Origin of the sequence: Pedobacter ginsengisoli (assembly GCF_002736205.1) — a bacterium.
Taxonomy (GTDB): Bacteria; Bacteroidota; Bacteroidia; order Sphingobacteriales; family Sphingobacteriaceae; genus Pedobacter; species Pedobacter ginsengisoli_A.
Genome location: NZ_CP024091.1, coordinates 4,209,397 through 4,232,311 on the forward strand (window position 1 = coordinate 4,209,397; position 22,915 = coordinate 4,232,311).

24 protein-coding genes are annotated in these 22,915 nt (G+C 37.2%); 2 read left to right on the forward strand and 22 right to left on the reverse strand.

Going from position 1 to position 22,915, the window contains the following annotated elements:
* Positions 1 to 4: 4 nt before the first annotated feature.
* From CPT03_RS17365 to CPT03_RS17475, 22 genes are all read right to left on the reverse strand, one after another.
* On the reverse strand, positions 5 to 1,471 hold the full coding sequence (locus CPT03_RS17365; RefSeq protein WP_099440018.1) for a NuoM family protein: 1,467 nt from the start codon (positions 1,469 to 1,471) through the stop codon (positions 5 to 7).
* 21 nt (positions 1,472 to 1,492) lie between these two features.
* A complete protein-coding gene (gene nuoL / locus CPT03_RS17370) occupies positions 1,493 to 3,385 on the reverse strand; it encodes an NADH-quinone oxidoreductase subunit L (RefSeq protein ID WP_099441163.1) in 1,893 nt (630 codons plus the stop codon).
* A gap of 22 nt (positions 3,386 to 3,407) precedes the next feature.
* A complete protein-coding gene (nuoK, locus tag CPT03_RS17375) occupies positions 3,408 to 3,728 on the reverse strand; it encodes an NADH-quinone oxidoreductase subunit NuoK (protein ID WP_216854440.1) in 321 nt (106 codons plus the stop codon).
* 8 nt (positions 3,729 to 3,736) lie between these two features.
* Complete coding sequence (locus tag CPT03_RS17380; protein WP_099440019.1) at positions 3,737 to 4,234, reverse strand: NADH-quinone oxidoreductase subunit J; 498 nt, start codon at positions 4,232 to 4,234, stop codon at positions 3,737 to 3,739.
* Positions 4,235 to 4,293: 59 nt separating this feature from the next.
* Complete coding sequence (locus tag CPT03_RS17385; protein ID WP_099440020.1) at positions 4,294 to 4,791, reverse strand: NuoI/complex I 23 kDa subunit family protein; 498 nt, start codon at positions 4,789 to 4,791, stop codon at positions 4,294 to 4,296.
* 36 nt (positions 4,792 to 4,827) lie between these two features.
* Positions 4,828 to 5,865, reverse strand: a complete 1,038-nt coding sequence (gene nuoH, locus CPT03_RS17390; RefSeq protein ID WP_099440021.1) for an NADH-quinone oxidoreductase subunit NuoH — start codon at positions 5,863 to 5,865, stop codon at positions 4,828 to 4,830.
* Complete coding sequence (locus CPT03_RS17395) at positions 5,865 to 6,869, reverse strand: 2Fe-2S iron-sulfur cluster-binding protein (protein WP_099440022.1); 1,005 nt, start codon at positions 6,867 to 6,869, stop codon at positions 5,865 to 5,867. The genes nuoH and CPT03_RS17395 overlap by 1 nt, the downstream gene beginning before the upstream one ends.
* A gap of 5 nt (positions 6,870 to 6,874) precedes the next feature.
* Positions 6,875 to 8,242, reverse strand: coding sequence for an NADH-quinone oxidoreductase subunit NuoF (gene nuoF, locus CPT03_RS17400; protein ID WP_099440023.1), 1,368 nt, complete (start codon positions 8,240 to 8,242; stop codon positions 6,875 to 6,877).
* Complete coding sequence (gene nuoE, locus CPT03_RS17405) at positions 8,242 to 8,754, reverse strand: complex I 24 kDa subunit family protein (protein WP_099440024.1); 513 nt, start codon at positions 8,752 to 8,754, stop codon at positions 8,242 to 8,244. The genes nuoF and nuoE overlap by 1 nt, the downstream gene beginning before the upstream one ends.
* Positions 8,747 to 9,955: an NADH-quinone oxidoreductase subunit D gene (locus CPT03_RS17410; protein ID WP_099440025.1), complete on the reverse strand. Its 1,209-nt coding sequence runs from the start codon at positions 9,953 to 9,955 to the stop codon at positions 8,747 to 8,749. The genes nuoE and CPT03_RS17410 overlap by 8 nt, the downstream gene beginning before the upstream one ends.
* A gap of 6 nt (positions 9,956 to 9,961) precedes the next feature.
* A complete protein-coding gene (locus tag CPT03_RS17415) occupies positions 9,962 to 10,465 on the reverse strand; it encodes an NADH-quinone oxidoreductase subunit C (protein ID WP_099440026.1) in 504 nt (167 codons plus the stop codon).
* Complete coding sequence (locus CPT03_RS17420) at positions 10,465 to 11,007, reverse strand: NADH-quinone oxidoreductase subunit B (protein ID WP_099440027.1); 543 nt, start codon at positions 11,005 to 11,007, stop codon at positions 10,465 to 10,467. Before CPT03_RS17420 ends, CPT03_RS17415 begins: the two co-directional genes overlap by 1 nt.
* A gap of 107 nt (positions 11,008 to 11,114) precedes the next feature.
* Positions 11,115 to 11,486 carry an NADH-quinone oxidoreductase subunit A gene (locus CPT03_RS17425; RefSeq protein WP_099440028.1) on the reverse strand — a complete coding sequence of 124 codons (372 nt, stop codon included), beginning with the start codon at positions 11,484 to 11,486 and terminating at the stop codon, positions 11,115 to 11,117.
* Between the two features lie 78 nt (positions 11,487 to 11,564).
* On the reverse strand, positions 11,565 to 13,301 hold the full coding sequence (locus CPT03_RS17430) for a tetratricopeptide repeat protein (protein ID WP_099440029.1): 1,737 nt from the start codon (positions 13,299 to 13,301) through the stop codon (positions 11,565 to 11,567).
* Between the two features lie 146 nt (positions 13,302 to 13,447).
* Positions 13,448 to 14,353, reverse strand: a complete 906-nt coding sequence (locus CPT03_RS17435) for a substrate-binding domain-containing protein (protein WP_099440030.1) — start codon at positions 14,351 to 14,353, stop codon at positions 13,448 to 13,450.
* Positions 14,354 to 14,585: 232 nt separating this feature from the next.
* Positions 14,586 to 15,407, reverse strand: a complete 822-nt coding sequence (locus CPT03_RS17445; protein ID WP_099440031.1) for an energy transducer TonB — start codon at positions 15,405 to 15,407, stop codon at positions 14,586 to 14,588.
* 28 nt (positions 15,408 to 15,435) lie between these two features.
* Entirely contained in the window at positions 15,436 to 15,969 is a 534-nt protein-coding gene (locus CPT03_RS17450) for an ExbD/TolR family protein (RefSeq protein ID WP_099440032.1), read from the reverse strand.
* Between the two features lie 9 nt (positions 15,970 to 15,978).
* Positions 15,979 to 16,596, reverse strand: a complete 618-nt coding sequence (locus CPT03_RS17455; protein ID WP_099440033.1) for a biopolymer transporter ExbD — start codon at positions 16,594 to 16,596, stop codon at positions 15,979 to 15,981.
* Between the two features lie 86 nt (positions 16,597 to 16,682).
* On the reverse strand, positions 16,683 to 17,525 hold the full coding sequence (locus tag CPT03_RS17460; RefSeq protein WP_099440034.1) for a MotA/TolQ/ExbB proton channel family protein: 843 nt from the start codon (positions 17,523 to 17,525) through the stop codon (positions 16,683 to 16,685).
* Positions 17,526 to 17,830: 305 nt separating this feature from the next.
* Positions 17,831 to 19,435 (reverse strand): phosphoenolpyruvate carboxykinase (ATP), encoded by a 1,605-nt coding sequence (gene pckA / locus CPT03_RS17465; protein ID WP_099440035.1) that lies wholly within the window; start codon positions 19,433 to 19,435, stop codon positions 17,831 to 17,833.
* A gap of 134 nt (positions 19,436 to 19,569) precedes the next feature.
* Positions 19,570 to 19,923 (reverse strand): translation initiation factor, encoded by a 354-nt coding sequence (locus CPT03_RS17470; protein ID WP_099440036.1) that lies wholly within the window; start codon positions 19,921 to 19,923, stop codon positions 19,570 to 19,572.
* Positions 19,913 to 20,803, reverse strand: coding sequence for a diacylglycerol/lipid kinase family protein (locus CPT03_RS17475; RefSeq protein ID WP_099440037.1), 891 nt, complete (start codon positions 20,801 to 20,803; stop codon positions 19,913 to 19,915). Before CPT03_RS17475 ends, CPT03_RS17470 begins: the two co-directional genes overlap by 11 nt.
* Positions 20,804 to 21,037: 234 nt before the next feature.
* Here CPT03_RS17475 and metK point away from each other — a divergent pair, with 234 nt between their 5' ends.
* Together metK and CPT03_RS17485 are read left to right on the forward strand one after the other, a co-directional pair.
* Positions 21,038 to 22,288: a methionine adenosyltransferase gene (gene metK, locus CPT03_RS17480; protein ID WP_099440038.1), complete on the forward strand. Its 1,251-nt coding sequence runs from the start codon at positions 21,038 to 21,040 to the stop codon at positions 22,286 to 22,288.
* Between the two features lie 153 nt (positions 22,289 to 22,441).
* Complete coding sequence (locus tag CPT03_RS17485) at positions 22,442 to 22,789, forward strand: hypothetical protein (protein WP_099440039.1); 348 nt, start codon at positions 22,442 to 22,444, stop codon at positions 22,787 to 22,789.
* The last annotated feature ends 126 nt before the right edge of the window (positions 22,790 to 22,915 follow it).

A 22,915-nucleotide genomic window follows, 5' to 3' on the forward strand; every position in this document is an offset into this window, starting at 1 on the left:
TTGCTTAGTTTACCGATGTTAATTTTTGTGTTACTTGTTCTATTAAATGCTGCACTGATGCTTCGGAAAGTTGTAATATTGGTTTTGGATAAACACCTAGTACAATAATTAGTGCACAGATAATGTATAATACTATTCTTTCAGAACCTTTTACGTCTGTAAAGGTAATTGTTAAATCGTTCGTTTTTCCAAGCATAACGTTCTGGTACATTCTGAACATATAAACAGCTCCGAAAATAATTGTTAATCCTGCAAAAACAGCCACCCAGATATTGTACTGATAAACTCCGATTAATAACAAAAATTCTCCGATAAAACCATTCGTACCCGGTAAGGCAACAGTTCCAAGAACTATAATCAAAGCGGTAATTGCCAATACCGGTGCTTGTTTAGCAATTCCACCTAGTTCACTTATTTTATTAGTTTTTAAGCGGCTTGAAATAATATCTAGAACAAAAAACAAGCCTACCACGTTAATACCATGACTAAGCATTTGAATCATTGCTCCCTGCATACCTTGTGTGTTCAGGGCAAAAATGCCTGCACTGATTAAGCCAACGTGAGCAATGGAAGAATAGGCAACCAATCGCTTTGCATCTTTTTGTGTAAATGCTATAATTGAGGCGTATACAATTCCTACAACTGACAATATAATGGCCACATGTCCCCAGTCTTGAACTCCAGAAGGCACAATTGGCAACAACCACCTGATAACGCCATAAATACCCATTTTTAACATGATACCCGCCAACAGCATTGTACCTGCTGCAGGAGCCTCAGTATAAGTATTTGGCTGCCAGGTATGGAAAGGAAATACCGGCATTTTAATAGCGAAAGCAATAAAAAATGCCCAAAATATCCAACACTGCTGTGTAGCATCTAAATTAAGATTATAGAAAGCCTGGATGTCAAAATTATGCGCAGGGTTTTGTAAGTACAAATAAATTAAACCCAAAAGCATAAACAACGAACCTGCAATCGTATAAACAAAGAACTTCATGTTTACCTTAATGCGGTCTTTACCTCCCCAAACTGCACAGATAAAGTAAATCGGTATTAGCGCAGCCTCCCAACCAATATAGAATAAGAAAGCATCAAGAGATGTAAACACAATAAGCAATCCGCTTTGCATAAAAAGAATTAAAGCAAAAAATGCATTTTGGCTCTTGTAGTTATGCTGATAGCTTGCCAATATGATTAATGGTATTAACACATTGGTTAATAATATGGTGATCATACTTATACCATCTACACCAGCATGAAAGTTTATTCCAAGATCACGAATCCATGAGTAGTTTACTACAAACTGAGTAGTAGCATCCGGGGTGAAATTGCATACCATTGCCAATGCTAATGCTAAAGAGACAATTGCTGAAACCAATGCTACATGCTTTGCTGCATTTCCGGAAAGAGCGGTAACCAAGGCACCTAGCAATGGTAAAAATATAAGAAGTAGTAAAAGTTGTTCCATTATGTTTTCCTGAACGATCTTTTATAGAGATAAATAAGTATACAATAACAATGAGATGATGCCTACCACCATCATAAAAATATAAAACCCAACATTGCCGGATTGTATTAAGCGTAAGCCTTTACTCGCTTCGGCAGTTCCCCAACCAAAACCATTAACAATTCCATCAACAATTTTACTATCTACAATTTTGTAGAAGAACACTGAAATTGCATCCAAAGGCTTTCTGATTAAGGCATCATATAGCTCATCAAAATAAAATTTATTGTAAGATAAGTTTGCAAGTACTGAACGCTTAGCCTCATCAGGGGCAGGTACATGGTTTTGTTTGATGTATTTACCGTATGCAACCGCGATAGAGATAAGTACACCTACAACTGAAACTGCCATAAGGATATATTCAGTAGCATGATCAGGAGATTCACCGGTATGCTTAATTACCGGAGAAAGCCAATGTGATAACCAATGATTTCCACCCAAAGCCTCTGGCACACCAATAATACCGCCCACAGCTGATAATACAGCAAGTACGATTAGAGGAACAGTCATCGATTTAGGTGATTCATGAATTTTTTCTTCAGCATGGTGAGTTCCACGATATTTACCATAAAAAGTAAGGAATAACATCCTAAACATATAAAATGCGGTTAGGAAAGCACCAAATACTGCAATACCCCACATTACTTTATCATGCAGATACACATGCGCCAAAATCTCATCTTTAGAGAAAAAACCTGAAAAAGGAGGAAGCCCGGCTATAGCAATAGTACCGATAAGCATTGTAATAAAAGTTACTGGTAGTTTTTTTCGTAAACCACCCATATGCCTCATATCCTGTTCATGATGCAAGGCATGTATTACAGATCCTGCACATAAGAATAATAATGCTTTAAAGAACGCGTGTGTGATAACGTGAAAGAATGCTCCATTATATGCGCCAACGCCCAAGCCTAAAAACATATATCCCAATTGCGATACTGTTGAATAAGCAAGTACCTTTTTGATATCTGTTTGCGTAAGGGCAATAATTGCTGCTACAATTGCAGTTGCAAGACCAACTATAGCAATTACGTGCTGAATTACTGGCGCCAAATCAAATATCAGATTAGATCTGGCAATCATATAAATACCAGCTGTAACCATTGTTGCGGCATGTATTAATGCTGAAACTGGTGTTGGTCCGGCCATTGCATCAGGCAACCATGTAAAAAGAGGTAGCTGAGCTGATTTACCGCATGCACCTATAAACAATAATAATGCGATAAGTGCGATAGTAGTGTTTCCGGGAAGCATATTTGCTGCCTGAGGGAATATTTTAGAAAATTCGATACTTCCAAAAGTGGTAAAGATAAAAAATACACCCAGCAGGAAGCCCAAATCACCTATACGGTTCATTACAAAGGCTTTTTTGGCTGCAGAAGCATAGCTACTGTTTGTGTACCAGAAACCGATCAGAAGGTAAGAACACAAACCAACTCCTTCCCATCCAATAAACATTACTATATAGTTTGAACCCAATACTAAAAGTAACATAAAAAATATAAACAGGTTCAGGTAGCTAAAAAACTTACCAAAGCCTTCGTCGCTGTGCATATATCCAATTGAATAAATATGGATAAGAAAGCCCACCCCTGTTACAATAAGTAACATTATAGCGCTTAATGGATCAACAAGGAAAGATAATGGGATATGTAAAGTTCCTGCATTTATCCAATCAAAAAGAAAAACTTCATGAGATTTATTTGCATCTGCACCCAAAGCCAGAAATATACCAACACTGATTGCAAAAGAAATAAAAATAACACTGCTTCCTATAAAACCAATTAGGCTTTTAGATAATGTGTTTCTTCCTAAACCATTGATTATAAAACCAATCAGAGGAATTAACGGAACCAGCCAAACTAAATCTATTATCATTTTCTATCTATACTTAATATTACCACTTAAGGCGATTCAACACATTTATATCTACCGATTGTGTATTTCTATACACCATCACAATAATACTTAGCCCAACTGCAACCTCAGCAGCAGCCAAAGCCATTATGAAAAACACAAAAACCTGTCCGGATGGATCGTTGTTGTGTACCGAAAAAGCTGTTAGCAATAAGTTAACCGCATTCAGCATCAATTCAACCGACATAAATATAACGATTGCGTTTCTGCGGGTTAATACCCCAATAACGCCAATGGTGAAAATAATAGCACTTAGCCAGATGTAGTGGTTAAGTGGTACTCCCTGCAATTGTTGAGTCATGTTTTCCACTATACTTTTTCTTTTTTAGTTAATAATACTGCACCAACCATTGCTGAAAGCAATAAAATTGATGAAAGTTCAAACGGCAGCATAAAAGGTCCGAACAATTCCTTACCCAGATTTTTCAATAACCCTAAATTAGGATTTCTTAAAATCACAGGATCAGACACGGCTGTAGCTTTTAATGACCCAACTAAGGTTACCACAAGACAGCATCCGGCTATAACACCAACTACTTTTACTGCTCCCGACTTTAGTGGTTCATTATCTTTATTGAGGTTCAGTAACATCAGAACAAAAAGGAATAGAACCATAATTGCTCCCATGTAAACAATGAAATTTACCACCGCCAAAAACTGTGCATTTAACAGGATGTAGTGAACCGTAAATGTGAAGAAAGTAACAATCAGATAAAGCACACTATGCACCGGGTTCTTTGAAAAAATAACCATCAGTGAAAAGAATACGCTTAATGTTGCTACGAAATAGAATACTGAAGTACCCATTATCTATGTTTAAACTGTTTATATTAAAAGGCCCTTAACAGGCATTGCATACTAAATTACTATTTATTCAATGGTTGCTCTACCAATTTATCTTTCCCGTAAATAAAATCTTTACGAAGATAATCAGCAGGTACAATTGGACCGTCAAGGTAAATTGCCTCTTTCGGACAAGCCTCTTCACACAAACCACAGAAAATACAACGCAGCATATTTATCTCATATACAGAAGCATATTTCTCTTCTCTATACAATTCCTTTTCTTCAGGTTTACGTTCAGCAGCAATCATTGTTATCGCTTCAGCAGGACAAGATAAAGCACATAAGCCACAGGCAGTACAGCGTTCTCTTCCTTCTTCATCTCTTTTCAAAGAATGCATCCCCCTGAAGTTTGTTGAGAACTCTCTCTCTACCTCAGGATATCTTATTGTAGCCTCTTTTTTAAATAAGTGGCTAATTGTAACAGACAGACCTTTAACTATTGCAGGTAAATACATGCGTTCTGCAAACGTCAACGGTTTTTGTTCTAATACTTTCTTTTTACTGGTTAATGGTTCCATTAAACCTCCTTATTATTTATCCGCTAATGCGTGTTGTTAAAACTTTTCAATTATTGCAATCACAATACCTGTGATAATGATGTTAGCTATAGCCAAAGGAATTAAGCCCTTCCAGCCTAGATGCATCAGTTGATCGTACCGGAAACGAGGGATTGTCCAACGTACCCACATAAAGAAAAATATGAATGCAAATATTTTTATAAAGAATACAAACGTTCCAATCAGAGGGCCAATTACCGGCCCGGTATGTAACAATACCCAGTCCATGCCAGGATAATTATATCCTCCGAAATAAAGGGTAGCCATAACTGCTGACGAAACAAACATGTTGATGTATTCTGCAAACAGATAAAAACCTAACTTCATTGAAGAATACTCTGTATGATAACCACCAATTAGCTCAGTTTCACACTCAGGTAAGTCAAAAGGTGCCCTGTTGGTCTCAGCAAAAGAACAAACCATAAAAATTAGAAATCCTAGCGGCTGATAAAGGACATTCCAATGCCAGCCATGCTGCTGTTCTACAATCTCCCTGAGGCTCATTGTTCCTGTAACCAGCAACAACGCAATTATAGACAAGCCCATCGCAATCTCATAACTGATGTTTTGCGATGCAGCACGAATAGCACTTAATAAGGAGTACTTATTATTTGATGCCCAACCACCAATCATTACCCCGTAAACACCCAGTGAAACAACGCCAAAGATGTATAAAATACCAACATTGATATCAGTTACCTGTAATGAAATCACACGATCACCAACAGTGATATTGCTCCCCCAGGGAATAACAGCAGTTCCTATACAAGCAGTTAGCATTGCCAAACCAGGTCCTACCATAAATAACCACTTACTCGCATTTGAAGGGATTATTTCTTCTTTCATGAACATCTTAACCCCATCAGCCAGTGGCTGTAGTATTCCAAAAGGACCTGCCCTGTCTGGTCCAAGTCTGTCCTGTAAAAAGGCTGCAACTTTCCGTTCAGCATAAGTAGAGTACATAGCAATCAATAAACTGATACCAAAAATGATGGCAACCAGCACAAATTTTTCTATTACAAAAGCTATATCCATTAGAATTTGGTTGTTTTTTCTAGTTCTACTTTATTTGCCTGCTGTAATTGAGGGTTGTTTTGAATAACAGGTAAAGGCTTAAGGGTTTCATAATGGTTAGAAGCAATAACCGAGGTATCACTAATAACAGTAGGATGTTCAATTACCCAGTCAGCCGTTTTCTTTTTATCAAAACGACATGTATTACAGATAAACTCCTCAACCTCCCCATAAATATCTTTACGCGCTGTAACTCTTAGTACATTTTCTCCTTTATACCAAAGGGTTACTTTACCACTGCAAGTAGGACAATCTCTGTGTGCATCAATTGGTTTTGTAAACCAAACACGATTCTTGAATCTGAATGTTTTATCTGTTAATGCACCAACAGGGCATACATCAATCACATTTCCAGAAAAATCATTGTCTACAGCTGTTTGTATATAAGTAGAGATTTCTGAATGATCCCCTCTATTTAAAATTCCGTGTACACGTTTATTTGTAATCTGATCGGCAGTAAACACACAGCGGTAGCATAATATACATCTGTTCATATGCAATTGGATCTTATCTCCAATATCAATACGTTCAAAAGTTCTGCGTTCAAACTCGTATCTTGTTTTTTGCAAACCATGCTCATAACCAAGATTTTGAAGATCACATTCTCCAGCCTGATCACAAACCGGACAATCCAAAGGATGGTTAATCAATAGCATTTCTACTACCCCACTTCGTGCTTCAATAACTTCCGGAGAGGTGATGTTCTGAACCTCCATACCATCCATAACTGTTGTACGGCATGATGCAACCAATTTTGGCATTGGTCGTGGATCTTTTTCAGATCCTTTACTTACTTTAACAATACAAGTACGGCACTTTCCTCCGCTACCTTCTAATTTGGAATAATAGCACATAGCTGGTGGCACAATATCACCTCCTATTTGCCTTGCAGCATTCAGAATGGTTGTGCCGGGTGCTACTTCTACTGTTATCCCGTCTATGGTTACCTTAACTTTATCACTCATGATTGTTAATTTCCTGTCGTAACTTCTGCTTTCGCAATCGGCTGTGCATAATTTGCTAAGCCATAATTAGTATCTAAACATTTGATTGGCTCTTTTACATGCCATTCAAACTCATCTCTGAAATGTCTGATTGCACTTGCAACCGGCCATGCAGCTGCATCACCTAATGGACAAATCGTGTTTCCTTCGATCTTTTTAGAAACATCCACCAGTAAATCTATATCGCTCATTTTACCATGGCCATATTCTATTCTATGCAACACTTTCTCCATCCAGCCGGTTCCCTCTCTGCAAGGAGAACATTGACCACAGCTTTCGTGATGATAAAAACGAGAAAAATTCCATGTATTTCTAACTATACACTGATCCTCATCGAAGGCAATAAAACCTCCAGATCCCATCATTGAGCCGGTAGCAAAGCCACCTTCAGATAAAGATTCATAGCTCATTAACCTTGGGTCACCGTTTGCTAATTTCAGGGTAAGATTTGCTGGCAAAATAGGAACAGATGATCCTCCGGCTACGGTAGCTTTTAATCTTTTACCATTCGCTATACCTCCACAATATTCATCAGAGTAAATAAACTCCTCTACTGGTAATCCCAGTTCTATCTCATACACTCCAGGTCTTACTAAGTTACCCGAAGCTGAAATAAGTTTAGTACCTGTACTTCTGCCAATTCCTATTTTCGCATACTCATCTCCGCCATCATTAATGATCGGCACTGTTGCAGCAATAGATTCAACATTATTTACTACCGTTGGACATCCGTAAAGTCCTGCTATAGCAGGGAAAGGTGGTTTAATCCTAGGATTTCCTCTTTTACCTTCTAAAGATTCCAATAATGCGGTTTCCTCACCACATATATATGCGCCACCGCCTGGCTGAACATACAATTCTAAATCGTAACCTGTTCCAAGAATGTTTTTGCCTAGAAAGCCAGCATTCTTAGCCTCGGCAATTGCTTTTTCCAGTATACGGATCTGAGGCATCATTTCGCCCCTAACGTATATGTAAGACGTATTAGCACCCAGCGCAAAGCTAGAAACAATCATTCCCTCAATAAGTGCATGAGGAATATAAGTCATCAGGTAACGATCCTTAAAAGTTCCTGGCTCAGACTCGTCAGCATTACAAACTAAATATCTTGCTACACCTTCAGGTTTCGCCAAAAAACTCCATTTCATTCCCGTAGGGAATCCTGCACCACCACGTCCGCGTAGCCCCGACTTCTTAACCTCTTCAACCACTTCATCAGGAGTTAAGGTTTTTAAAGCCTTTTCTACAGCGCGGTACCCGCCTTTTTGGCGATAAACATCAAATGTATTGATGCCTGGTACGTTTATGTGTTCTAATAATAGTTTACGGGCCATTATTTCTTGCGTAAATCTTGTATCAACTCGTCAACCTTTTGTTCATTAAGGTTTTCGTAAAATGTATATTCAGGACCAATCTGTAATACCGGGCCATAACCACAGGCTGCCAAACACTCTACACCTCTCCAACTAAACAAGCCATCAGGGGTAATTTCGCCTTCTTTAACACCCAGGTTTTTCTCTATGTGCTTCATTAGCTTTTCAGCACCTACTAAACAACAAGGGCCTGTTCTGCATACTTCCAAAACATATTTTCCCTGTGGCTTTAAAAAATACATGGTATAAAATGACGCTACCTCATACACCTCAATATTCTGTATATCCAGGTAAGCAGCAACTTTATCCATTGCATCTGAGCTTAACCAGCCTAATTCGGCCTGAACCTCATGAAGTATCGGCAATAAAGCAGATTTATGTTTACCTTTAGGGTATCTGCTAATTATCTCATCAAACTTTTCTTTTAAAGCTGATGAAAACTCTACAGGTTGTTGTTGTTCTACTTTAAGCATCTAATTCTCCTGCAATAATGTTCATACTACTCATGTTTATAATGGCGTCTGATAACAGCATGCCTTTACTCATTGGTGCAAACATTTGATAATTAATAAAACTAGGTCTTCTGAAGTGCAAACGATATGGTGTTCTTCCTCCATCATTAATCAAATAGAAACCTAATTCACCGTTGCCACCCTCCACTGAATGATAAACCTCAGCTTTAGGTGCATCAATTTCACCCATCACAATTTTAAAGTGATAGATTAAAGCTTCCATATTATTATAAACTTCTTCTTTAGCAGGCAAATAGAACTCCGGCACGTCTGCATGGAAAATCCCTGCAGGCTCATGTTTAATTTTTTCCAAAGCCTGTTCAATTAACCTTACACTTTGCCACATTTCTTCGTTGCGAACAAGGTAACGATCATAAATATCACCACTTGTACCTACCGGAACTTCAAAATCAAAATCCTGATATGAAGAATATGGATCACTTACACGCACATCATAATCAACCCCTGCCGAACGTAATAACGGTCCGGTCCATCCATAATCAAGCGCCTGCTCTGCAGATACTGCAGCTACTTTGGCTGTACGATCTATAAAAATACGGTTACGGTTAAGCAAGCTTTCAAACTCTCTTAGCGCAACAGGGAACTCTTTTAAGAACTTATTGATCTTAGCAAAGGCAATTTCATTGAAATCCCTCTCAAAGCCACCTATACGTCCAACGTTAGTCGTTAGCCTTGCTCCACAAATCTCTTCGTAGATTTCATAAATATGCTCTCTGAATTGAAACAAGTACAAAAATGTAGTGGTTGCACCTGTATCCTGAGCTATAATCGTATTACAGATAATATGATCTGAAATACGGGCCAATTCCATAATAATTACCCTTAAGTAATCAACACGTTTTGGCATTTTAATATCCAATAACTTCTCAACAGTCATGTGCCACCCCATATTATTGATAGGAGAAGAACAATAGTTCAGGCGATCTGTTAAAGGAGTAATTTGGTAAAATGGTCGATGTTCTGCAATCTTTTCAAATGCACGGTGGATGTACCCAATAGTAGATACACCACTAACGATGCGCTCACCATCTAATTGAATGACATTCTGAAAAACTCCGTGTGTGGCAGGGTGGGTTGGACCTAGATTTAAGGTAACCAATTCATTCTGCGGGTCGTTATCTGTATATACCGGTTGATTCATTTTTTCTTATCTACCAAAGTATTCGTCTTTTTTATCTACTCTGTTTGGATCCTCTAAAGGATATTGCTTTAACATTGGGTGAACACCAAGTTCATCCATATTCAATATTCTTCTAAGATCCGGATGGCCTTCGAATTTTACGCCAAACAAATCGTAAGTTTCTCTTTCCATCCAGTTGGCTGCATTCCATAGGTCAGTAGCCGTAGGGATTTCAGGATGGTTAGTGTCAATAAAGACCTTAACTCTGATCCTGATTTTATTAACCATGCTATGCAGATGGTAAACCACCGCAATACCATGTTTTTTCTCTGGATAATGTACGGCAGTAATATCAGTAAGAAAATTGAACTTAGCCAGTGTATTTTGCTTTAAAAAGGCTAAAACATCAATAATGACATCTTTAGTCGTTTCAAAAGTAAGTAAGCCGTAAGGCTCATTAATTCCAACTATTTTTTCACCAAACTTTTCAGTCAGCTGTTGTATTAAGTCTTGATTAGTAACTTCTGCCATTATTCAATTCCGTATGAAGCCAACATTTGTTTATATTGATCTGAATTTCTTCTTCTTAAAGATTCATTCTTAACCAACTCTTGGATTTTATTAAAGCCATCTAAAATAGCCTCTGGTCTTGGCGGACATCCTGGCACATACACATCAACAGGAATAATTTCATCAATTCCCTGCAAAACAGAATAAGTATCAAATATACCTCCGCTTGATGCACAAGCTCCCACAGCGATCACCCAACGAGGCTCAGCCATTTGTAAATACACTTGTTTAAGAACAGGACTCATTTTCTTTGCTATTGTACCCATCACCATTAATAAATCAGCCTGACGAGGCGAAAAGCTTAGACGCTCAGATCCAAAACGACCAAAGTCATAATGAGACCCCATGGTAGCCATAAACTCAATACCGCAGCAAGAAGTTGCAAATGGCAAAGGCCATAATGAATGGGAACGAGCCAGGCCGATAACCTTGTCTAAGGAAGTAGCAAAAAATCCAGATCCTTCTATGCCTGGAGGCGCGTCTACTATATTGATGTCACTCATGATATAAAACGAAAAAGGTTCATTCCTTTAAAGAATGAACCACAAATCTACAATTTTTTAAAAGCAAATGAATTAAGTTGAGGGCATTTAGAAACAATCTAAATAAATTAATTCCAATCCAATGCTTTCTTCTTTATCACATAAATAAAGCCTAATAATAGCGTTCCCATAAAGATGAACATTTCTATCATTCCAGACATTCCCAATGATCTGAAATTAACTGCCCAAGGATACATAAATATTACCTCCACATCGAACAGGACGAAGAGAATGGCTACAAGAAAATACTTTATTGAAAATGGCTGACGAGCGTTACCCACCACTTTTATACCCGCTTCGAAGGTTGATAGCTTATCTGATGTTTTCCTTTTGGGGCCTAAAAAATGTGTCGCAATTAAAGTAACAACAACAAATCCTAAAGCTACAATTACTTGAAATATAATTGGCAAAAAATCTACAGGTACACTTTGAGTTTCCATATAAATATAAATTATGAAGCAAAAATAAAAGAAAAAGGCGGGATAACAACCCCGCCTTTTTCTTTTATTATAAAATTCCTATTTTTTCTTTGGCTTAGCCGCAGTTTTTGGCGCTGGTGCAGTTAGCGATTTGATACCTTCTAATGCAGTAGCATTTGATGGATCAATAGCTAAACTTTTGTCCCAGAATAATTTTGCTTTTTCTTTATCTTCCTTATATGAGGCAAAACCTGCAATTTGATTATATGCTTCCACCATATTCTTTTTAACTGCCGGTGTTTGTTTATCAACATGAGTTTCAACTGAATCTAAATATTGTTGGTAAAAAGGTATTTTCAATCCTTTTGGATCAGTCTCATCATCTATAAAATCATTAATTCTAGCTCTGTATAAAATTGCATCTAGTGTTGACGGAGCTAGCTTTAATAATTTTGCTAACGACGAATCACCTTTCACCAAAATATCTTTCGATGGATTGGTCTTAGCAACATAAGCTTTATAGTATGATACGTAAGATGCTATAGCATGGTAAAAATAATTGTACAATGATCCTTTACCATCCGGGTTCAAACGGTTAACTACGTTATATGTTGTAATAGCTTTAGCATAGTTTTTATTATCATAGTATGATTTAGCGACCTCAGCTAAAGCCTCAACTTTAGTAGAATCCATGGTCACTGCTTTAATCACATTTACTAAACCTAAACTATCATTGTTTTTATCAGTAGAGTCTTTCATTAAAGCTTTACCAAGATACATGTAATCATCAGAGATGATACGTGAAGTATCTTTTACTTTCGCAAAGAAATCTTTCATGTATTGTAAACTCTGAGGGTAGTTTTTGTTTTCATAAGCAGAATATCCTCTCAACCTTGAAACGATCAAACTTTTAGGGTCATTCTGGTTTAAGGATGCTAATTCTGAAGTTTCCTGCTCAAGAGTTTTGAAATCTTTTGCATAAAACAAGAAAGTAGCATAACGTAATCTTGAGTCATATGACTTATCAGTTAAATCAAGATACTTTTTATAGTTAGTTAACGCTTCTGCTGCTTTAGCATCGAAGTTTGCTGGCTCCTGATTTGCCCATTGCATATATAGCTCAGCCAACTCACGATAAGCAGGGCCATAATTCGGATCTGCTGTGATCACATTTTTTAATTCCCCTTCTGCGTCGCTAAATGCCCTTGACTCTTTATACATTCGACCAATCTGAACGGTGGATCTGTAAAGTGTAGGATCAATGCTTAAAGCCCTCATGTAATTTTGAAGCGCCTCAGAATTCTTTCTTTGTAACGCATAATAATCACCCAAAGCAACGAATGTTTCTGCTTCCTTATCCTTATCATCCAGCTCCTCTGCTTTTTGTAAGTTAGGCAATGCTGCTGCATAATCTGGTTTCTCAGTCGATAAATAAGCTTTTCCTATATACAAATATGGCGTAAAATCCTTTTTTGAAGCCACATCAATTGCTTTATCAAAATTAGTTTTCGCTGAAGTTGCATTGTTTGAGGCCAGATCCGCTTGTCCTAGACCGATATAATTTAAAGGATTTTTCGGATCAGCGGTTACGCCTTGAGTAAATGCTGCCCTTGCTGAATCGATATAGTCCCTTCTTAAGTAAACATCACCTAAGCTAAAGTAATTCTCCCCTTTGCCTTTTTGCGATGACACCAATGTTTTAAGCATTGAGGTCGCCTTTTCATATTGTTCGGCATCTATCGCCTTCTTTGCATCGGTAATGCTCTGAGCAAAAGAGGCAGAACCCATCACTACTAAACCTAAACCTAAGGTTATTGCTTTCTTTGTCATTTTCATAGTTCCTCTATTTTCAATTAATTGTTATGAAGCTTGCTTAGCCTCATGGTTCACTATTTTGTTTTTAGTTTTAAATATTTAACAGGCATCTCTAAAATTATGGTTCATTCTGTATACCTGCTAGTTTCGTTTTCCAAATATAAAATTTAGTTTGTATTCTTCAAGTTAAAATCCCGTGACATCATTTTATGTGGACCCAGTCCAGATTTCAATACGATCAACTGACCACGCGGGCTCAGTAACCAATTTGCAAAACCTGTGCCTAAACCATCACGACCTTCACAATTTATGATGTAAATGTTCCTCAAAAAAGGATAAATGCCATTAATTAAATTTGCCTGATCCGGACGATAGTATGCATTATCACCCTTTTTGCCCTTAATATTCCTCACCCCCATCATTTTCACCTTTGCAATATAAGAAGTCATATTGGAATTATTAGCTAGTAACCAATTTACGCCAACAACTCCTATAAAATTTTTATGCTCAGAAACGTATTTTATAACGTCATTATTGCTTTGTAAAGTATAAACTCCTTTTTTTGGAAGTTCAGTTATTTGTGCCAGCTCTTTAAAGTACCTAAGCGTGCTTGAATATGCATTATCAAAAACAAGTTGCTTTCCGCTTGCCGAGGTTCCTTTCAATATATTTACCACTTCCTCAACAGTAATATTCGAATCCAGATCATCCTTCTGCGTAAGTAATGAAATCCCATCTATGGCAAACCTCGAGGTTTTTGGGACAATACTCCTATTTCGGTATATCTTATCCTCCTGAGGAGTTAACATCCTCGACAATATGATTACTCTAACACTGTCATTTAAAAAGGCCGGTAATATTTTATTTTCATTGCCTGCTATGGTAGTAAACTCTGCATGTTTATAATCAGATTTAAATACCATAATCTGATCAGCAATAATTGAAGAAAAAGATTCATCAACTAGAATTTTTACCGATCCTGATGTCCGTGTCTGTTCAACAACATCAGGTTGTTTTTTATTCTTACAAGATAACAGCACAAAAAAAATGAATACAAAACTTAGATTCCTCATTCCCTAATTATCTTTTTGATTAATTACCCTTGTAAATCTTATTGCTGCGTAAACGATCAGCAGTACTCCCAGCAGAACTCTATATGTACGTTCTATTGTTACTGGCATATCTTTCCAAACGATCAAAGTAAGCCCAAGGACCAGATAAAACGCAAACATAACTAGCCCTAAAATAAACAGAAATCGCTGTTGAGGCGATTTCTGCATAAATGTTTTTAAATTAAACATTATTTTATTGTGATAAGGTGAAACTAATTGGAATGTTATATTTCACACGAACCTTTTTACCATTTTGAACTCCAGGTATCCATCTTGGACTTGCTTTTAGTACCCTAACAGCTTCCTCATCTGTACCACCACCAAGTTTTCTATCAACTTTAATGTCGGTTAAGCTACCATCCTTTTCAACAACGAATGATAAGAATACTTTACCCTGGATATTGTTTTCCTGAGCCATAGGAGGATATCTTACCGCCTTTTTTAGGTAGGCATAAAATTTCTCCATACCACCTGGGAAAGAAGGCTGAGTTTCAAGACTAACAAAGTCATAAACTTTGGTATCCTCTACCACTGCAGCTTGCTTAGGACCATCTCCGGCAGGACCTGCGATAACGATATCCGCATCAGGGTCACCAGCAATGGTTTTCTGACCTGGGTCAGCCTTTTTCAAGTCCTCAATTTGAACTGGCTCTTCATCACGAACCAACTCATCTGGTTTTACAATTGGAGGAGGGAACTTAACCTGATCCTGTTTTGGTGGAGGTGGCTCAACCGGTGGCGGCGGAGGTGTTTCCGGGTTTACAGGAGGAGGTGGCTGTACCACAACTTCCGTTTGTTTAACTATTTCCTCTTCAGGAGCTTTTCCTTTGAACAACTCCATAATTTTAGGGGATAAGAACAACAACACAAATGCTGTTGATGCAATTAGCAATGATTTGGTTGTATTCGCAGAACTTCTCTGACGAAGCTCGTAAGCCCCGTAGCTTTTGTTCTTGTTGGCAAATACAACATCAAGCCAATCCCTTTTTAATAAATCTATTTTAGAACCAAACATAGCCTAATATTTTTATGTTTATAATTATTTATAATATCCCAGCTTGTTTCATAAACGCTTTCTCGTTATCAAGAATATTCACATCATCGATTGCCGGAGCAGTCTTGATTTTAGCGATGTTTAACTCGTCCATTATATCAACAAAGTTCTTATAAGTAGCACCTTCTGTCGGTTTCACTACTATTACTATTTGTCGGCCAGTAGTTTTACTTACCTCGTCTTTATTCTTCAATATTGACTTTCTGACTTCAGCAAAAGATTCCACATTAGGTGTGGCATTTTTAGCTTCTCCCATATACCAGGCAACTTTATTGTTTTTACCCAATAGAATTGTCATGGTTTGAGATGCCCGAAGTTCATTTTTTACGTCATTATCCTCTTGATCCGGCTTTGCAATATCCATTGCAATTGGTTTCGACAACGAGGTGGTTAACATGAAGAAGGTGATCAGCAAGAATGCTAAGTCTACCATGGCAGTTAAATCTACTTTGGTATTTGCCTTCTTGGTTCTTACTTTGCCACCTTTTTTCCCACCCCCGCCGGAGGTATCTAATTCTGCCATAGTATGATTTTATTTAGCATCGCCCTCGGCCGATGTAATTAAACTAAATTTGTTAATTTTTTGCTTCTGAAGAATATCAACGATTTTTTTAATGTTCGGATATTTTTCTTCAGCATCTCCCTTGATACTGATCCTCATTGCAGTCTGATGTAACTCTGCCACCGCTTTACGAGATTGTAGTAACCATTCAGACAATTCATTATTGGTTGAATCTGCCGGAATACCCATGTTAGCCTTAGCAAACTTTGTTCTTTCATCACCATTCATCATGATGAATTTTTTCAAGCTGCTTACAGGAACTCCAAATGAACCAAGAACACCGAAACGTTCTCTCTCCTCAGGGGTAAACTGAATTTTGTATTGCTCTCCAATTTTATCTAATGTTGCCATTTTCACGTCCTTACCTACGATCTCATAGAAAACCTTTCCTTGACCGATAGATAAAATTCCCATATCTAAATCAGGAACTTTAATCTTATAGGTAGAACTTGGAATTTTAACTTCCAAAGGATCCGGCTGGCGTGCTGTTGCTGTTAATATAAAGAAAGTAAGTAGCAGGAAGGATACGTCGCACATGGCGGTCATATCTATCGAAGTACTCTTTCTCTGAACCTTTGCTCTTGCCATAATATTTATAAATAAACTTACTTTTTACTAATGATGTTAATTCTTCCGGTTTTCCATAAAGCCGGTAAAAAAAAATACATTATTTTTTATTTATGTGTACTGGCGTAAGTTTGAATGATGCTGAAACCTGCTTCATCAATTGCATAAGTTAATTTGTCAATTTTCGAAGTAAGGATGTTGTACATGATAATTGCGAAAGTAGAAGTACCAATACCAGTAGCTGTGTTGATTAGGGCCTCAGAAATACCAGTTGCTAATGCAGCCTGATCCGGAGCACCAGAGTTAGCCAAACCACCGAAGGCCTTGATCATACCTGTTACTGTTCCCAATAGTCCTGTTAATGTACCAACTGATACTAAAGTAGCAATTACAGTTAAGTTTTGCTCTAACATTGGCATTTCCAAAGTAGTAGCTTCTTCAATATCTTTCTGGATAGCTAAACATTTTTGATCTGTATCCATGTTTGCTTCAACTTCCATCTCACGATATTTTTTCAATCCTGATTTGATTACGTTAGCAACCGAACCTTGTTGTTTATCACACTCACTTAAGGCTGCTTCGATGTTGTTTGAATTCAAAAATCCTTGGATTTTTTTAACGAATGAATCTAAGCTAGATTTTCCAGTTGCTTTACCAATTACAATAAGACGCTCAATAGAGAATACAATTACCATAAGGAACATACCCAATAGAACAGGTACGATAACTCCACCTTTGTAAGCCATACCCATGTAGTTACCTACTTTTGGAAGTGTATCGTGAAGATCTGGATCAGCCCCATCGATGAAATTGCCTCTGTCTCCGAAAATAAATTTGTAAACACATATTCCGATAATGATACAAATTGGAATAGTAAGAGTTGCGAATAAATTTGAAGCTGAAGAAGAGCTTTCTTTTTTAACTGTTGTTGGTTTTGGTGCGTTTGCCATTTTTTTTTAGTTTTTTAGTTTTTAGTACTTTGTTTTTTAAAATTAGATTAAATATTCCGTAATACACACAACGAGTATTACAAACAATTGTTGCAGTAACAAATTTATAACTTTGATTTTAATTCCAAATTAAATAATCGTTAGCTAGCTAATTCGTTTGTCCCATCAATTTTACCCGTTTGCACTACTGTTACTCCTAACGTATTACTGTATAATTAAAAAAGATTGTCTCGTTGCGGAGACAATCTTTCGCAATTAAAACTAAAAAAAAACTGAAATGCAAATTTTTAGGTAAAAAAAAAGCTTTAAACCGTCTTTTCGGTTATTTTTGGTAGCGAAGCGATCATTTCTTCGTTTGCGAAGGCTTCGAATTGCTTAAAATTATTTACGAATGCCAAAGAGAGTTCATTGGCTTTAAGATCATATTTCTGCTTATCCGCCCAGGTGTTTCTGGGATTCAAAATTTCTGAAGGAACATTTGGACAAGTCAACGGAATGCTCAGCCCAAAAACCGAATCAGTACTAAATTCAACATGGTCCAGATCTCCGTTTAAAGTCGCAGAAATCATTGCACGGGTATAAGACAGCTTCATCCTGCTGCCTTCACCATACGCTCCCCCACTCCAACCGGTATTGATCAACCATACATGCACATTGTTCTTTTTCATCTTTTCGCCCAAAAGCTCGGCGTACCTTGTAGGGTGAAGTGGCAAAAATGCTTTACCAAAGCAAGCTGAAAAAGTCAACTGAGGCTCAAACACATCAGCCTCTGTACCAGCAATTTTAGCCGTATATCCGGATATAAAATGGAACATAGCCTGCCCATTATTTAACTTGGCAATTGGAGGTAAAACACCAAATGCATCTGCTGTTAAAAAGAAAATATTTTTAGGTTCAGCAGCAATTGATGGCACCCTTGCATTGTCAATGTAATTTATTGGATAGGCAACTCTGGTATTCTCTGTTTTATCGATATTAGAAAAATCGACAGTTCTGCTTCCCTCAAAGTAATTGGTGTTCTCTAATAAGGCCCCGAATTTTATCGCATTAAATATCTGCGGTTCTCTTTCAACAGTCAGGTCAACACATTTTGCATAGCACCCTCCTTCAAAATTAAATACCGATTCCTTTCCCCAGCCATGCTCATCATCTCCAATTAATGCACGTTCCGGATCTGCCGAGAGCGTGGTTTTTCCTGTTCCTGATAATCCAAAAAAGATAGCTGTATCCCCTTTTTTCCCAACATTTGCAGAACAATGCATGGATAAAGTATGCTTCTGTTCAGGCAATATGAAATTCAAAACAGAAAATATACCTTTTTTAATTTCGCCGGTATATCCTGAACCTCCTATTAATATTATTTTCCTCGAAAAATTAAGGATAGAAAAGTTAGACTGTCTGGTTCCATCCACTTCAGGGTCGGCCAGAAAAGAAGGACTGGCAACAATGGTCCACTCAGGCCTTTCTTCAATAGCACCATCTTCAGGTCTCAAAAACAGGTTATTAGAAAACAAATTCTGATATGCCGTTTCAGTCACTACCCTTATCGATGTTTTGTAAGTCTCATCTGCACAAGCAAATGAATCTCTTACATAATATTTGTTTTTGCTTAGATGGGCTGTCACTTTTTTAAATAAAGCGTCAAATTTTTCTGGATCAAATTTGAAATTTATATCTCCCCACCATACCGAATCCTGGGTTAATTGATCACACACTATAAATCTGTCTTTTGGAGAACGGCCAGTAAATTTCCCCGTATCTACTGCCAATGCACCTGTATCGGTCAGTGAACCTTCTCCATTTTTCAAGGCCTCCTCAACCAATTGTGCTACGTTAAGCTGATATAACGCCCCATCCGAATAGAGATTCAGGTAGCTCAAATCAGGCTTAAGCATAAATGCTTTGCTCATAAGAATAATAAGTTAGTGAGGCAAAGTTATACAGATAAAAAGGTAAAATGGAGCTTTTTTAAAGAAAAATTTAACTTATTGTCGCTTATACACTTATAATTAAACACCTATAGATCAGCCACTTAAATAACAAATTATCCGCCGGATTTTTTTACTTTATAGCCTTCTTTTTGTAAAAGTAAAAGCACCTTATCCCTAAAATCTCCCTGTATAATGATCTCACCGTCTTTAGAAGCACCTCCTACGCCGCATTTTGTCTTCAACATTTTAGTCAATGTTGCCAGCTCATCATCACCTCCCCTAAATCCAGTAACCAATGTAACTGCCTTTCCACCCCTATTTTTACGATCCAGCATCACCCTTAAATCCTGCTGATTTGCAGGTATTGGTTCATTAGCGTCATTATTTTCCTCTTCATAAACAAAAGAAGGATCTGTAGAATACATAATTCCTCCAAGGTCGCTTAGCGTTTTCTTTTTAGCTTTCATAATTCGGGGCAATGATGTTTAGCGATAAAGGTTTAATAGATATATCTAACTCTTTACCCATAAAAAACGGTTCTCCATCAATATGTATTGCATCATCCTGGCTCCGTTTAATCTTTATATTTTTACCTTTAATAATTTCAACAATTTTCGACCGGTCAGTTCTGGCGCTTAACATTTCATATGCCAATACCGGCAGTTTATACATAGGAAATTCTTTTACCACGCACACATCAAGCAAGCCATCAACTACCGATGCCTGTGGTGCAATATGTGCATTATTACCATATTGAGATGAATTTGCAATGCTGACAACAAATGCCTTGCGTTCGTACTCTACACCATCAATACTAAGCTGATAAACCTGAGGTTTGTAGTTTAACACTTCGGTTAATCCCAATTTCAGATAGCCCGTTAAACCTCTTGATTTATTTCCGGCAAACACAGAACTGATATGTGCATCAAAACCCATACCTGCCATGTTAAAAAAACACTTATCATTAAATCTGGCAGTATCAATAACCTCTACATTACAATTATTAATAACCTTTATTGCAGCAACAGTTTTCATCGGTATTTTTAAGAACCTTGCCAGCCCATTTCCAGAGCCAAAAGGGATAATACCCAATATTTTATTTTGCTGCATCACTTTAGTTGCAATCTCATTTATTGTACCATCACCTCCAACTGCTACAATAATGTCAAAATTTTTGCTTGCAGCTTCCTCCGCAATCTCAGAAGCATGGCCAACATATTCAGTAAAACTAAAATTTGGATTGTACTTAGAACGGTCAAGATGCGCATCTATCAATGCTGGAATCTTTAATTTATTCTTACCTCCAGATATTGGATTGATGATAAATAGAATGTTTGATTTCGACAAAACCTTTTGATTAATGATAGTACAAAATAATTGATATTTTTTGACTATTGAAATATATATAGTAATTTTGCAGCGTTAAAGTGGACTGATTTGCGATGCTATTTAAAGAATAGCTGGATTGCAACCACGTAAAAAAAAGTGCTAACCATATTATACACTTCATTTTACAGCCTGTTCTGCAGGATCTGACTCCCTTTTATATAATTGTTTAAAATTAAATTTTAATTATTTAAAATGTCGTATTTATTTACATCTGAATCAGTTTCTGAAGGCCATCCGGATAAAGTTGCAGATCAAATCTCAGACGCACTTATTGACAACTTTTTAGCGTTCGATTCAGAGTCAAAAGTGGCCTGCGAAACTTTGGTTACCACAGGTCAGGTTATTTTAGCTGGCGAGGTGAAATCACAAACCTATCTTGATGTACAACAAATTGCCAGAGATGTAATCAAAAAAATTGGCTACACAAAAAGCGAATACATGTTTGAGGCTAACTCATGCGGTATTCTTTCCGCAATTCACGAACAGTCGCAGGATATAAATCAAGGTGTTGACAGAAGCAACAAAGAAGAACAAGGTGCTGGCGATCAGGGTATGATGTTTGGCTATGCAACCAACGAAACAGAAAACTATATGCCTTTGGCACTAGATCTTTCACATACTCTTTTACAGGAATTAGCTCTGTTAAGAAGAGAAAATAATGAAATTACCTATCTGCGTCCTGATGCTAAATCACAAGTGACTTTAGAATATGCCGACAACAACAAGCCTGTTCGTATTGATGCTATAGTGATTTCAACTCAGCATGATGATTTTGATGAAGAAGCCAAAATGCTTGCTAAAATCAAAAAAGACCTTGTTGATATTCTTGTCCCACGCATTATTGCCAAATACCCACAATATGCGCACCTATTTAATGATAAAATAGAGTATCATATTAATCCAACCGGGAAATTTGTTATTGGTGGCCCGCATGGCGATACAGGCTTAACAGGCCGTAAAATTATTGTAGATACTTACGGAGGTAAAGGAGCTCATGGAGGCGGTGCTTTCTCTGGAAAAGACCCCAGTAAAGTAGATAGAAGTGCTGCCTATGCAACCCGTCACATCGCTAAGAATCTTGTTGCTGCAGGTGTTGCCGAAGAAATTTTAGTTCAGGTAAGCTACGCCATTGGAGTTGCAAAACCTATGGGTATTTACATCAATACTTATGGAACAGGTAAAGTAAACAAAACTGACGGAGAAATTGCCAGAATAGTTGAAGGTATATTCGATATGCGTCCTTACTTTATAGAGCAACGCTTAAAATTAAGAAATCCAATTTATAGTGAAACTGCAGCTTATGGCCATATGGGTCGTACGCCTGAAACAGTTACCAAAACTTTTAAAAGTCCTGGAGGTGAAGAAAAAACTGTTACTGTTGAATTGTTTACATGGGAGAAATTAGACTTTGTAGATAAAGTAAAAGCAGCTTTTTCATTGTAAGCTTAAGAAATAATTAAAATTCATAAAAAGGGTGTATCATAACAATGATCACCCTTTTTGCATTTTACAAGCCTTGCAATAGCATGCCTAAATGCAAAAAGGAAAACCATTTGTAAAGGGTATTGTTGTATTTATACAAAAACACTACTTATTATGGAACATCCAATAGAAATGAATACCCTTAGCCAGGTTTTAGAAAAATTAAGACTTAAAGGTTTGGATAACGAAATAAAAATGACAGACCATGGCAAGATGCAAGGCATTGGAATTAACAAAATTTATAATCCTGAAGACCTAACAATAATTAAAACTTATCGATTTGAAGGCGACTCCGACCCTGCCGATAATTCTGTGCTCTATTTACTAGAAGACAAAGACAAACAGATTGGCTATATTCTTGACGCTTATGGAATGTATAGCTCTCAGGAAAATACCGGTTTTGACGACTTTTTAAAGAAAATACCTACCGCAGACAGAGATATGCAAGAGCTTTTCGGCTAGCCGAATTGCATTTGCTGCCTAACAGAAAAGAATATAACACCAATAAAAAAGCATTATCTCTAATGCTTTTTTATTTAAGAAGCCATTGTTAATATGCCTAAACGTTTTTAGTAAAAATTATGATAC